Consider the following 12,539-nt stretch of genomic DNA (forward strand, 5'->3'; position numbering starts at 1 on the left):
GGTTTCCACTTTTCGCATCCTGCTCCTGGTTTCAGGCCGCGCGCGAACGGGAAACCGCCTCCGACAGATCGTGAAACAGCGACATGACGAGGGGGCGGCGATCGAGATTGTAGGTTTCGACCTCGTTCGCGGCGCGTGCAAGTCTCTCCCACACCTCCGCGAGGGGCGCAAGCCGGGCCGGGCCGGCGGCGGCATGCGCATGAAGGTGCGCGCCGAGCCAGCCCTGCACGGTCTCGATCATGACCGCGAAATCGGCCTCGCCCGCCCTGCCCGCGACATCCTCGCCCAGCGCCAGCAGGGCCGAGAGATCGATCGAGGGCAGCGCGTCGAGCCGCGCCCTCACCGCTTCGACCAGCGCCAGCGTTTCGGGGTCGACATAGGTCAGCGCCCGTTTGACCGAGCCTTCGGACAGAGTGGCAGCGCGGTGGAGCGCCGAGGCGTCATAGGGCAGGCGCATGCGCTCCAGTGCGATCGCGCCGGCCTGCGCGACATCGGCCTCGCCGAGTGGCTCGAAGGAGAGCAGCCGGCAGCGCGAGCGGATGGTCGGCAGGACCCGGCCGGGCGCATGGGCGACGATCAGGAAGAGGCAGCGCGGCGGCGGCTCCTCGAGCAGTTTCAGCAGGGCGTTGGCGCCTGGCCGGTCGAGGTCCTCGGCTGAATCGACGATCGCGACGCGCCAGCCGCCCTCGCCCGCGCTGGAGCCGAAGCGGTCGATGATCCGGCGTACGAGATCGACCGGGATGTTGCTGGTGAAGCTCTTGCCGTCCGGCTTGGCGATGCGCCGCAGCAGATGCAGGTCGGGATGCGACTGCGCCGCGATCTTGCGGGTGGCTCCCTCCGTTTCGGGCACGGCGAGATCGCGGGAATCTTCCGCGCGGCGCAGCGGATCGCCCTCGGCCAGCATGAAGCGAGCGGCGCGATAGGCGAAGCTCGCCTTGCCGACGCCCTCCGGGCCGCCGAGCAGCCAGGCATGGTGCACGCGGCCTGAGCGTAAAGCCGTCAGGAGGGCTTCCTCCTGGCGCTGGTGACCGACAAGGGCCAGCGTCTCGCGTGGATGCGGCGCGTTCGGCAGGCGGTCGGGTTCGTTGCTCGATTCGATCATGCCGGCGCAATCTGCGGCAAGGGCAGCCGGCTGGAAAGCGCTTCCCAGGCGGTATCCGCGAGCACCTCCGGCGGGAGGCTGGCGTCGAGCACGACGCAGCGCTGCGGCTCGGCGGAAGCGATGTCGAGAAAGCCCTGGCGCAGGCGGCGATGGAAGCTGATCGTTTCGCTCTCGAAACGGTCTGTCGCCTCGCCCGGCTGGCGACGACGGGCGGCGCGGGCGAGGCCCGTCTCGGGCGCGAGGTCGAGGATGAAGGTCAGCTCTGGCATCAGGCCGGCGATGGCGACGGTCTCCAGGGCAGAGAGCTTGTCTCCGGCGATCTCGCCGAGCGTGCCCTGGTAGACGCGCGTCGAATCGATGAAGCGGTCGCAGATCACCCAGGCGCCGCGCTTGAGCGCCGGCCTGATCCGGCTGTCGACATGGTCGATGCGGGCTGCCTGGAACATCAGCGCTTCGGCGAAGGCACCATAGGGCTTGATCCGCCCAGCGAGCAGCGCCTCGCGGATGCGCTCGGCCTTGGGTGAGCCGCCGGGTTCGCGTGTCAGCTCGACGGTAAGCCCTTGCGCCTCCAGCCGCGCCGCGAGCGCCTTGGCGAGGGTCGACTTGCCGGCCCCCTCCCCGCCTTCGAGCGTGATGAAATGACCGGTCGCAGGCTGCACCTTAGCTTTGGCCAAGCTCAACTCCGCTTCAGGGCCTTGCGGACCCAGCCGGTCGCGGCCTCCATCAGCGCATCGAACGCCCGCTGCTGCAGGGTTCCGGCCGCGATCGACTCGGCCGCATAGAGCGGGATCTCCAGTGTCTTGATCTCGCCGCGCGTGACCAGCAGGCGGCCGACTTCCGTCCCCTCCGCCACCGGCGCCTGCAGGGGCCCCCGATAGACGATTCGGGCAGCGAGGCGCTCGCTGCTGCCGCGCGGCACCAGCAGATTGACCGGCCCTTTCGCCTTCAGCGCGATGCGCCCTTTCTCGCCACCGAAGACGCTGGCCTCGCCGACGGTCTCGCCCTCGGCGAAGACCTGCCGCTGCTCGAAGGAGCGGAAGCCCCATTCGAGCAGCTTGCGGGCCTCGCTGGCGCGATCGCGCGCATTCTTCAGCCCGTTGACCACGACGATCAGACGCTGGCCCTTCTGCACGGCCGAGCCGACGAGGCCGTAGCCGGTCTCGTCGATATTGCCTGTCTTGAGGCCGTCGGCGCCGATATCCATGGCGAGCAGCGGGTTGCGGTTGCTCTGCTTGATCTTGTTCCAGGTGAAGTCGCGCTGGCCGAAGATCCGGTAGAGCTCCGGATAGGTCTTGACGATATGGTCGGCCAGGAAGGCGAGCTCGCGCGCGGTCACCTTCTGCTGCGGATCGGCCATGCCGGTCGCGTTGCGGAACTGCGATTTGGTCAGACCGAGCGCGTGGACACGCTCGGTCATGATCCTGGCGAAGCTCGCCTCATCGCCCGCCACGGCCTCGGCCAGCGCGATCGCGGCATCGTTGCCGGAGTGCACGATCAGGCCCTGAAGGATGTCGCCGAGCTTCACCCGGCTGTTGACGATGGCGAACATGGTCGAGCCGCCCGAGACGCCGCCCCCCTTGCGCCAGGCGTTCTCCGAGATCGAGATCTCGGTCTCCAGCGTCATCTTGCCGGCGGCGATCTCCTGGAAGGCGACGAGGGCGGTGGCGAGCTTGGCGAGGCTCGCCGGCACCATCAGCTCGTCGGCGGCCTTCTCGTAGAGCACGGCGCCGCTGGCGGAATCGAGCAGGATCGCGTAGGGCGCGGCTGATTGGAACGCCTGCGCGCGAGCAAGCCCCGGAGCCAGCGCAAGCAGCATGGCCAGCACTGCGAGAATTCCGCCGGAGGCTGGCAAATAGCGGGCGCGCGCCATCCCTGATCGACCTTGCGTCATATCGAGATCAGATGATGTGCCAGTCCGGGCGGTCAAGCCCGCAACAGGATCAATTCCGCGCCAGCGGCTGCTGCTTCGTGCCGGTGGACAGCGGCGAGCCCTTGGCAAGACGCAGGGCCGGCGCCTTCTCGGTGGCGGCAGGGAGGCTGGCGGTGCGCGGCACCGGCAGCGTCGTCGTCACACTCGGACGCAAGCCCGGAACCGGCTTGCCGGCATGGGCGGCGGCGCCGAGATCGAAGGGCCGGGACGGCGGCAGGCGGACTCCGCTGATCGGGACGCCCGCCGCAGACGGCGACGCCGCGACGCTGGCGACGATCGGGCTCTGAACGGCGATCGTCCGCGGCTGCTCGGGAGCGTAGGCCTGGACGACGGGCTGCGCTTCGACCGGCGCAGGTTCAGTGCGAACAGGCGTCGGAGCGGGAGCGGGCCTGGCGGCTTCGTCGTCGAGATCCGGCCCCGCGGAGCGGCCGAGATCGACCTGAGACGCGGCGCTCGCGATCATCGTCCGGCTGCTCTGGCCCGGGATCGAGGCCGGCGAGCCGTCGGTGCGCAGCGAGGCGAGCAGCATCTGGTCGTCCGAGCCGGCGAGCGAGGCCTGGCCGAGATACTCGATCTTGACGCGCGCCGTGCCGAGATGCCGGAAGGCGAGCGCATCGGCGGTCTTCTGCGAGACGTCCATGACACGGCCGCCATGGAACGGGCCACGATCGTTGACGCGCACGATGATCGAGCGGCTGTTGGTGACGTTGGTGACGCGGGCATAGGCCGGCAGCGGCATGGTCGGATGCGCGGCGCTGATGCTCATACGATCATAGACTTCGCCGTTGGCGGTGCGCCGGCCATGGAAGGCCTCGCCGTACCAGGAGGCGGTGCCGACGGCCGTGTAGCCGACCGGCTTCTCGTAAGGGGTGTAGCGCTTGCCGGCGACGGTGTAGCTGCGGCCGATCAGCTCGCGGCCGCCGCCCTTGGGCACCGGCTGCCCTTCTTCGACGACGCGGGCGCTGGCCGGACCGTATTTCGAGGACGGGAAGGCGCCGATCTCTTTCGATTTCCCGCGGCGGGCGACCTGGTTGTTGGCGCAGTTGGCGAGGAACAGGCCGGCCAGCACGACGCAGCCGAGGCGGGTCGCCGTGGACAGGGAGGACGATGAGCTACGAGGGGCGTCGCCGGACTCGGCCACAGAGGAGGTCTCCGCCGCTGCGCTCGTGCCTCGCATCATGCCGCATTCCTGTTCGTCGCGCCGAAAACGCTGCGCCGCCCAAGCCACTATCGTGGCAAGGGCGCAGTTTTCGACCAATTCCATTAAGGGATCGTTAAGCGGCGGCAGCGCGAACGCATGACCGTCAACGGAAACCCAGCACCGCCCTTGGGCGGGCATAAAGGTGTCGGAAATGCGGCGGCTGTCAATCCGCCACCATTCCGTTGCCATTTTTCGGTGGAGCGTGACCCCGCCGCAACGCCCGAACCGGCTTCACGGTGCGGCTTGACGAGATGCGCGGAGCATTGCCGCAAGCTCTTGAAAATGCGCGTATTCTCCGGAGTATGGGCAAAGATTGCCACGATCGCTCCGCATGCGGCTTGCAAAAATCGACAGGGAACGGCAATGACGGGGCGCCGGAAGGGTGGCCGAGTGGTTTAAGGCAGCGGTCTTGAAAACCGCCGTGGGTGCAAGCCCACCGTGGGTTCGAATCCCACCCCTTCCGCCATTTATCCTTAGAGCCCGACGCGCCGATCTCGGGCTTTGCCGCTGGAGGCGGGAAACGCGAAGCGCGAGTCTGAAGCCAGCAGAGATCGCGGTCTGGCTATCTGAGGTGCAGTCCTGTCTGCACAATGCAAAGGCGGCGCTTCGGCGCCGCCTTGTTCGTCTAGTCGGGTGGTTTTGATGCTGGATGAGCGAGGGCCGCCGCTCAGCAGGCCCGGCATTCGAACGGCTGAACCTGCGCCCGGCCCTGCAGGATGACGATCCGCTCGGCTGCGCCGCCAGGCCTGACCCGGATCACCCCCTCATCCTCGCATTCGTCGAGGAAATAGGCGGGGAGTCCGGCACGCAGGGCCTTTTCGACCGATTGCTTGCGGAATTGCTTCAGCTTCTCTTGGTTCATTGCGAGCTCCGCTTCACAGGAGGCGATGGCACCCTTTCATCGGGATTTGGGGTGGGGTTCGCTTTCTTCAAGCATGCGCATGGCGCACACCCGCGCGGAACAAGCGTCAGCCCTGTCTCACGACGGAAGCGCAAGATGCGCTCGGCTCTACGATGTCGCCCGAGGCTGGCGCGTACCGGCCCCTCTGCCTAACAATCGTGGCCGGTCGATCACCGGGCCGATCTCACGACGGAGGGCAGTGCCATGCTGGACTGGACCACTTATCGCACCGAGCTGAAGGGCCGCGTCGGTGATTTCGGAACGGCTGCCCCCGACGCGCTTCGCGGCTATGTCGCGCTGGCCGGCGGGGCGGCGAAGACCAGGCATCTCGACGCCCGCACGCGCGAATTGATCTCGCTCGCCGTCGCCGTCACCACGCGCTGCGACGGCTGCATCACCACCCATGTCGATGCGGCGATCAAGGCCGGGGTCAGCCGCGAGGAGATCGCCGAGGCGCTCGGCGTCGCGATCGCGATGAATGCGGGCGCAGCGCTGGTCTATTCCGCGCGTACGCTCGACTGCTTCGAGCAGATGACGACCCCTGTCCCGGCGGCGGCGGCCGAATAACGCCGGCTTCGCCCGAAGGAACCGTCACCTGCCTCCGAAATGGCTCATGCGAGCGCCATATTGCCGTGGCAAGGTAGCCTTGGAAGCGCGGAACGCCCCATGGCGTTCCATCGTTTCCTTATCGACCGCAACGGAACCAGGAGGACGAGATGAGTCATACTGGCAAGGCCGAGCGCGAGATCCGCAAGATCGCCTATGCGCTCTGGATGGAAGAAGGGCAGCCGGACGGCCGCGATCACGAGCACTGGGAAGCGGCCAAGGCGATCTGGACCTTCCGCAACCGCAGCGAAGAGACTGTCGATCGCGGTGCTGAGGACGAGCTCAAGGCCGAGCGCGCCCGCCGCCGCGAGCAGGAATTGCTGTCCTGACCCAAGCCCTGCGGGGCTGGGGTTCGTCCGCAGCCCTGCCATTCGCTTTCCGCATGATCGCACCGACGACAAGCGGTCGCGACGCACCCACATTGGTGTGGAAGGTATTCGCGGAGGCGAGGCATGACGCAGGATTTGGAGGCTGACCGGGCCGAGGTCGTCGAACGGTCCGAGACGGGGCGTTTCGAGCTTGATTTTCCCGGCGGACAGGCTTTCGCGGTCTATCGTAGCGAAGGCGACCGGATCGTCGTGACGCATACGGAGGTGCCGCCGGCGTTCAACGGGCGCGGAATCGGCTCGCAACTGGCCGAGGGCATCTTCAGGATCGCCCGCGCCAGCGGACGGCGCGTGGTGCCGCGCTGCTCTTTCGTCGTCGCCTGGGCGCATCGTCATCCTGACTACCGCGACGTGCTCGCTTGAGGCGCCCCCGCCCCTCTGAGCTTGCCTCGCGCCGGCCGATCGCGTTTGAAGGCTCCGTCACGAAACGGGGCCTGCCATGCCGGACGATCTCGCCATCACCGATTTTCCGCTGCGGGCGCGAGACAAGCTCCGCTATGGCGACACCGACCGCCAGGGCCACGTCAACAACGCGGTGTTCTCGACCTTTCTGGAAACCGGACGGGTCGAGCTGATCTATGGCCAGGCCGGTCGGCTGGCCGAGCCGGGAACGGCCTTCGTTCTCGCGCGACTTGAGCTGGATTTCCGGGCGGAGCTGCTGTGGCCCGGCGAGGTCGAGATCGGCACGCGCGTCGCGTCCGTCGGCCGCAGCTCGGTCCGGCTCCAGCAGGCGATCTTCCAGGGCGAGCGCTGCGTCGCCAGCGGGCTTTCCGTGATCGTCCAGATGGACGAAGCGACGCGCAAGGCGCGGCCGTTCTCGGATGCTGTGCGAGAGCAGCTGGAGCGACTGGCCGCGCCTGCTGCCTGACCGGCGTCACTCTTTCGGCCAGCCGACCAGCTTGGTCGGCGTCCAGCGCGCTATTCTACGCTCGCGCCGTCCCTCCAGCGCTTCGCCGCTGAAATCGCGTGGCTCGGCAGGTCGGGTGAAGCGGGCGCGTTCGTCGAGCGCATCGATGTTGATCGTGCTCCAGGCCTTGCCGGCCTCGGTCATCAGCATGGCGACGTAGACGCCGCAGCGGCGGCAGAGGACGACCTCCGAGGCTTCGAGCCCAAAGCGATAGCGTTGCAGCTCGGCCGGTTCGTGCACGACGAGGCGGGCCTGTGCCCTAGGGTCGGAGACCGTCCGAGCGTTGTGCTTGCGGCAGAAGGAGCACTGGCAGGCGCCGACAACTTCCTCCTCGGGCGGGCGCGGCAGCGTCAATTCGAGCCCGATCGCGCCGCAATGACAGGCGCCGTTCAAGCAATGCGTCATGGGCCCGCTCCTTGTTGCGCACCGTCATATCACAGCAATCATAGGCTGCGATAAAACCCATCAAAACTACTGATTTGATACCGCATCAAATCGGGGGAACGGAATCGCTCCCGCCGCGTTTGAAGCCAAAATGCGGGAGGACATCATGAACAGCCTTGTTGCGGCGTCGGCGCTGTTCCTGGCCGGCGGCCTGTCTGTAGTGACCATGGGGGCCGCGCCCCTACAGGGCGTTCTCAACGATTTCTTCTGGGCGGGCCTGGCGCTATCGGGCTTTCTCGCCATCGTGGGGCTGGAAGCGGCCAGCTGAGGCCCGCTCGCCCCGACTTCTCACATTCCACGTCTGACTTTATCGCCTAGCGAGCGACGCCTCTCGCGCGCCTAGTCTCGCGCCGGGATCCTATCGTTACTCGCCACGGTTCCGTCGGGCATCTTTACGCGGCCCTTATGCCCCCGCCTGCCCTTCCCGCTCGACCGCTTAGCAGGGGTGGCACCACATCTCCGGTCTGAAAACCAAGGCTGGAGATGCGTCATGGCCGATATCGTCTTTCTCGCGCTCGGAGCCGGGGCCTTCGCGCTCTTCGGCTGGTACGCAGCGCTGCTGCGCAAGGTCTGATGCCATGGGCCTGACCTTGCTCTATGCCGCCGCGGCCCTCGGGCTCGCGGTCTACATGGTCGCCGCGCTGCTGCGCCCCGACCGCTTCTGAACAACACAAAAAAGGAGACCTCGCATGGACTGGCGGGGCTGGGCTGAGATCGTCTTCACGATCGCGCTGACGGTAGCCGTGGGCTGGCCGCTCGGCATCTATATGGCGCGCGTCTGGGCGCGCGAGCGTACGCCGCTCGACCTGGTGCTGCAGCCGGTCGAGGCAAGCTTCTACGCCGCACTCGGCATCGACAAGAACAGGGAGCAGAACTGGCTCAGCTATGCCGGTGCCGTGCTCGCCTTCAGCGTGACCGGCTTCGTGCTGCTCTATGGCCTCCTGCGACTGCAGGGCTTCCTGCCGTTGAACCCGCAGGGCTTCGACGGCCTGTCACCGCATCTCGCCTTCAACACCGCGGTCAGCTTCGTCACCAACACGAACTGGCAGTCCTATGGCGGCGAGACGACGATGAGCAGCCTCAGCCAGATGGCCGGCCTGACGGTGCAGAACTTCGTCTCGGCCGCCGCCGGCCTCGCCGTCGCAGCGGCCGTGGCGCGCGCCTTCGCCGCGGACCGCGGCGAAACGCTCGGTAATTTCTGGGTCGATCTGACCCGCAACACCTTTTATGTGCTGCTGCCGCTCTCGATCGTCACTGCGCTGGCGCTCGTCGCTGCCGGCGTGCCGCAGAGCCTGCTCGCCAATGTCACGGCCAAGACGCTGGAAGGCGCCGACCAGATCATCGCCCTTTTCCCGGTCGCCAGCCAGGAAGCGATCAAGCAGTGGGGCACCAATGGCGGTGGCCTGTTCAACGTCAACTCGGCCCATCCGCTCGAGAACCCCACGCCGCTGACCAACCTGATCGAGGTCGTCTCGCTGAACGCGCTCGCTTTCGGCACGGTCGTCGCGTTCGGACGTGTCGCCGGCGCCCGCAAGGAAGCGCGTGCCCTGCTCTCGGCGATGGTGATCCTGGTCGGCCTCGGCGCCGCTGCGATCTACTCCTCCGAGACGCTGACGCCGCAGCCTGCGATGATCGCTGCCGGCATCACCGATGCGCCTGCCAACATGGAAGGCAAGGAGGTTCGCTTCGGCGCCGCCGCCTCGTCGATCTGGGCGGCGCAGACCACCGGCGCCTCGAACGGCTCGGTCAACGCCATGCACGGCTCGTTCATGCCGCTCGGCGGCGGCGTCGCCATGTTCCTGATCCAGCTCGGCGAGATCCTGCCCGGCGGCGTCGGCTCCGGCCTCTACGGCATGGTGGTGATGGCGCTGCTCGCCGTCTTCGTCGCTGGCCTGATGGTCGGGCGCACGCCGGAATATCTCGGCAAGAAGGTCGAGGCCCGCGAAATCAAGTTCGCCATGCTGGCGGTGCTGATCCTGCCGCTCGCGATCCTCGGCTTCTCGGCCGTCGCAGCGGTGCTGCCGGTCGCGCTCGAGGGGCTGCTGAACAAGGGACCACGCGGGCTCACCGAGATCCTCTACGCCTATTCCTCGGCGGCGGGGAACAACGGCTCGGCCTTCGCGGGGCTCACCGCCAACGCGCCCTGGTGGAACACCACGCTCGGCATCGCAATGCTGCTCGGCCGCTTCGCCTACATGGTTCCGGTGATCGCCATGGCCGGCGCCATCGCCGCCAAGCCGAAGCTCGCGCCGACCGCCGGCACGCTGCCGAGCGACAGCCCGCTCTTCGTCGGCCTGCTGATCGGCATCATCCTGATCCTGGGCGGCCTGCAATTCTTCCCCGCGCTCGCGCTTGGGCCGATCGTCGAGCACTTTCAGGTGCTTGCGGCCACTCGTTGAGCCGACAAAGGAACTCCGTCAAATGAGTGTCTCACTCGCCAAATCCAGCGCCTTCAGCCAGGCCATCGTGCTGACCGCGCTGAAGAGTGCCGTCATCAAGCTCGACCCGCGCCGGCTGACCGGCAATCCGGTCATCCTCGCCACCGAGGTCGTCGCCGCGCTCGCGACCGTGTCGGCGGTCGTCGCCATCGCCAATGGCCAGCCCGCCGCCTTCCCGCTCCAGATCGCGATCTGGCTCTGGCTCACCGTCGTCTTTGCCAACTTCGCCGAGGCTATCGCCGAAGGGCGCGGCAAGGCGGCCGCGGACTCGCTGCGTGCCACCCGCGTCACCACCAAGGCCAAGCTGATCATCGACGCCGAGCGCAATGCGATGATCCCGACGCCGGCTCACGAACTCGCGCCTGATGACATCGTCCTGGTCGAGGCCGGCGACGTCATCCCTGCCGATGGCGAGATCATCGAGGGCGTAGCCTCGGTCAACGAAGCCGCGATCACCGGCGAATCCGCCCCGGTGATCCGCGAGAGCGGCGGCGACCGCTCGGCCGTCACCGGCGGCACCACCGTCGTCTCCGACTGGATCAAGGTCCGCGTGACCTCGCGGCCGGGCTCCTCCTTCCTCGATCGGATGATCGCGATGGTCGAGGGCGCCGACCGGCGCAAGACCCCGAACGAGCTGGCGCTCGCCGTGCTGCTCGCCGGGCTGACGCTGGTCTTCCTGATCGCGGTCGTCACCCTGACAGGGCTTGGCGCCTTCTCGGGGGTCTCGCTCGATCCGATGGTCCTGGGCGCGCTCTTCATCACGCTGATCCCGACCACGATCGGCGGCCTGCTCAGCGCCGTCGGCATCGCCGGGATGGATCGGCTTCTGAAAGTGAATGTCCTGGCGACCTCAGGCAGGGCCGTCGAGGCAGCCGGCGACGTCGATACGCTGCTGCTCGACAAGACCGGCACCATCACCTTCGGCAACCGCATGGCGGTCGAGGTCATCCCGGTTCCCGGCGTGCGTCCGGACGCGGCGCTGCGCGCTGCGCTGATGGCTTCGCTCGCCGACGAGACGCCGGAAGGCCGCTCCATCGTCGAACTCGCGCGCAATCAGGGCGTCACCGCTGACGTCCCGGCGGGGGCGACCACGATCCCGTTCAGCGCCACCACCCGCCAGTCGGGCCTCGACCTCGACGGCAAATCCTGGCGCAAGGGCGCGGTCGACGCGGTGATCAAGACGCTCGACCTGACTGAGAGCCAGGTCCCGGCGGAACTGCGCCAGGCGGTCGACGGCATCGCCCGCTCGGGCGGCACGCCGCTCGCCGTCAGCGAGAACGGCGCGCTGGTCGGCGTCATCCATCTCAAGGACGTGGTCAAGCCCGGCGTGAAGGAACGCTTCGCCGATCTCCGCCGCATGGGTGTGCGCACGGTGATGATCACCGGCGACAACCCGGTCACCGCCGCGGCGATCGCCTCCGAGGCCGGTGTCGACGACTTCCTCGCCGAGGCGACGCCGGAGGACAAGCTGCGGATCATCCGCACCGAGCAGGCCAAGGGCCGCCTCGTCGCCATGTGCGGCGACGGCGCCAACGACGCCCCTGCCCTTGCCCAGGCCGATGTCGGCGTCGCCATGCAGACCGGCGCGCAGGCGGCGCGCGAGGCCGGCAACATGGTCGATCTCGACAGCGACCCGACCAAGGTCCTGGAGATCGTCGAGGTCGGCAAGCAGTTGCTAATCACGCGCGGCGCGCTCACCACCTTCTCGATCGCCAACGACGTCGCGAAATACTTCGCCATCATCCCGGCGCTGTTCGTCGTCTCGCTGCCGGCTCTGGGCGCGCTCAACATCATGGGCCTTGCGAGCCCGCAGAGCGCCATCCTCTCGGCGGTGATCTTCAATGCTCTCGTCATCGTCGCGCTGATTCCGCTCGCCCTGCGCGGCGTGCGCTACCGGGCGATCGGCGCGGCCAAGCTGCTCTCGCGCAACCTCACCCTCTACGGCGTCGGCGGGCTGATCGCGCCGTTCGTCGGCATCAAGCTGATCGATCTCATCGTCGCCGCCTTCGGGCTCGCGTGATGGTCAGAACAGGACACAGGTCATGATCGCCAATCTTCGCCCCGCCATCGTCTCGATGGTCCTCTTCACGGCCCTGCTCGGCTTTGCCTACCCGCTGGGCGTCACCGGGCTGGCGCAGGCGCTGTTCCCGGCGCAGGCCGGCGGCTCGCTGATCCGCAACGCGTCCGGCGAGATCGTCGGCTCGCGCTGGATCGGGCAGAACTTCAAGGACGAGGCCTATCTGCGGCCCCGCCCCTCGGCTGCCGGCAAGGACGGCTATGATGCCTCGGGCTCGTCTGGCTCCAATCTCGGGCCGCTGAACGAGGACCTTGCCGCCCGCATCAAGGCCGATGCCGAAACGCTGCGCGCCGAGAGCAAGGCGCCGATCCCGGTCGACGCCGTCACCAGCTCGGCCTCCGGCCTCGACCCGCATGTCTCGCCGGCCAATGCGGCCCGGCAGGTCCCGCGTATCGCCGCGGCCCGCAAGGCTCCGGCAGCGGAGGTCCAGGCCGTGATCACGGCCAACACCGAAGGCTCAACCTTCGGCCTGCTCGGCGAGCCGCGCGTCAATGTGCTCGCCGTCAATTTGGCACTCGACGCGCGCTGGCCGCGCGCTCAACGTTAG

The 12,539-nt window shown here is 67.8% G+C and carries 15 protein-coding genes and 1 tRNA gene; 10 read left to right on the top strand and 6 right to left on the bottom strand.

What is annotated here, in order from left to right; all coding sequences use genetic code 11:
* Positions 1 to 31 precede the first annotated feature (31 nt).
* From BMZ21_RS01180 to BMZ21_RS30940, 4 genes are all read right to left on the bottom strand, one after another.
* Positions 32 to 1,102, bottom strand: coding sequence for a DNA polymerase III subunit delta' (locus BMZ21_RS01180; RefSeq protein WP_091828907.1), 1,071 nt, complete (start codon positions 1,100 to 1,102; stop codon positions 32 to 34).
* Complete coding sequence (tmk, locus tag BMZ21_RS01185; RefSeq protein WP_091828909.1) at positions 1,099 to 1,776, bottom strand: dTMP kinase; 678 nt, start codon at positions 1,774 to 1,776, stop codon at positions 1,099 to 1,101. Before tmk ends, BMZ21_RS01180 begins: the two co-directional genes overlap by 4 nt.
* 2 nt (positions 1,777 to 1,778) lie before the next feature.
* A complete protein-coding gene (locus tag BMZ21_RS01190) occupies positions 1,779 to 2,972 on the bottom strand; it encodes a D-alanyl-D-alanine carboxypeptidase family protein (protein ID WP_244543649.1) in 1,194 nt (397 codons plus the stop codon).
* 70 nt (positions 2,973 to 3,042) lie between these two features.
* On the bottom strand, positions 3,043 to 4,212 hold the full coding sequence (locus BMZ21_RS30940; RefSeq protein ID WP_280141461.1) for a septal ring lytic transglycosylase RlpA family protein: 1,170 nt from the start codon (positions 4,210 to 4,212) through the stop codon (positions 3,043 to 3,045).
* Positions 4,213 to 4,609: 397 nt separating this feature from the next.
* On the opposite strand from BMZ21_RS30940, the gene BMZ21_RS01200 reads away from it, so the two are divergent.
* Positions 4,610 to 4,699 (top strand) — tRNA-Ser (locus BMZ21_RS01200).
* A 201-nt stretch (positions 4,700 to 4,900) separates the two neighbouring features.
* Here BMZ21_RS01200 and BMZ21_RS01205 read toward each other — a convergent pair.
* Positions 4,901 to 5,095: a hypothetical protein gene (locus BMZ21_RS01205; RefSeq protein WP_091828920.1), complete on the bottom strand. Its 195-nt coding sequence runs from the start codon at positions 5,093 to 5,095 to the stop codon at positions 4,901 to 4,903.
* Positions 5,096 to 5,338: 243 nt separating this feature from the next.
* On the opposite strand from BMZ21_RS01205, the gene BMZ21_RS01210 reads away from it, so the two are divergent.
* The 4 genes from BMZ21_RS01210 (at position 5,339) to BMZ21_RS01225 (ending at position 6,994) form a co-directional block, all read left to right on the top strand.
* Positions 5,339 to 5,701 (top strand): carboxymuconolactone decarboxylase family protein, encoded by a 363-nt coding sequence (locus BMZ21_RS01210; protein ID WP_091828925.1) that lies wholly within the window; start codon positions 5,339 to 5,341, stop codon positions 5,699 to 5,701.
* A 149-nt stretch (positions 5,702 to 5,850) separates the two neighbouring features.
* On the top strand, positions 5,851 to 6,069 hold the full coding sequence (locus BMZ21_RS01215) for a DUF2934 domain-containing protein (RefSeq protein WP_091828927.1): 219 nt from the start codon (positions 5,851 to 5,853) through the stop codon (positions 6,067 to 6,069).
* Between the two features lie 123 nt (positions 6,070 to 6,192).
* Positions 6,193 to 6,489, top strand: a complete 297-nt coding sequence (locus tag BMZ21_RS01220; RefSeq protein WP_091828931.1) for a GNAT family N-acetyltransferase — start codon at positions 6,193 to 6,195, stop codon at positions 6,487 to 6,489.
* 76 nt (positions 6,490 to 6,565) lie between these two features.
* Positions 6,566 to 6,994, top strand: coding sequence for an acyl-CoA thioesterase (locus BMZ21_RS01225; RefSeq protein ID WP_091828933.1), 429 nt, complete (start codon positions 6,566 to 6,568; stop codon positions 6,992 to 6,994).
* A 6-nt stretch (positions 6,995 to 7,000) separates the two neighbouring features.
* Here the strand turns inward: BMZ21_RS01225 and BMZ21_RS01230 are convergent, their stop codons facing one another.
* Entirely contained in the window at positions 7,001 to 7,438 is a 438-nt protein-coding gene (locus tag BMZ21_RS01230) for a GFA family protein (protein ID WP_091828936.1), read from the bottom strand.
* Positions 7,439 to 7,583: 145 nt separating this feature from the next.
* Between BMZ21_RS01230 and BMZ21_RS30170 the strand changes: the two genes are divergently transcribed.
* The 5 genes from BMZ21_RS30170 (at position 7,584) to kdpC (ending at position 12,539) form a co-directional block, all read left to right on the top strand.
* On the top strand, positions 7,584 to 7,745 hold the full coding sequence (locus BMZ21_RS30170; RefSeq protein ID WP_158673321.1) for a hypothetical protein: 162 nt from the start codon (positions 7,584 to 7,586) through the stop codon (positions 7,743 to 7,745).
* A 310-nt stretch (positions 7,746 to 8,055) separates the two neighbouring features.
* Positions 8,056 to 8,142 (top strand): K(+)-transporting ATPase subunit F, encoded by an 87-nt coding sequence (gene kdpF, locus BMZ21_RS31100; protein WP_091828939.1) that lies wholly within the window; start codon positions 8,056 to 8,058, stop codon positions 8,140 to 8,142.
* A 24-nt stretch (positions 8,143 to 8,166) separates the two neighbouring features.
* Positions 8,167 to 9,876 (top strand): potassium-transporting ATPase subunit KdpA, encoded by a 1,710-nt coding sequence (gene kdpA / locus BMZ21_RS01240; protein WP_091828941.1) that lies wholly within the window; start codon positions 8,167 to 8,169, stop codon positions 9,874 to 9,876.
* Positions 9,877 to 9,898: 22 nt separating this feature from the next.
* Positions 9,899 to 11,935 carry a potassium-transporting ATPase subunit KdpB gene (kdpB, locus tag BMZ21_RS01245; protein WP_091828943.1) on the top strand — a complete coding sequence of 679 codons (2,037 nt, stop codon included), beginning with the start codon at positions 9,899 to 9,901 and terminating at the stop codon, positions 11,933 to 11,935.
* Positions 11,936 to 11,957: 22 nt separating this feature from the next.
* The gene (gene kdpC, locus BMZ21_RS01250) at positions 11,958 to 12,539 is read left to right on the top strand and encodes a potassium-transporting ATPase subunit KdpC (RefSeq protein ID WP_091828946.1); all 582 of its coding nucleotides are present in this window, start codon (positions 11,958 to 11,960) and stop codon (positions 12,537 to 12,539) included.

The organism is Allobosea lupini (assembly GCF_900109525.1).
Lineage (GTDB): Bacteria > Pseudomonadota > Alphaproteobacteria > Rhizobiales > Beijerinckiaceae > Allobosea > Allobosea lupini.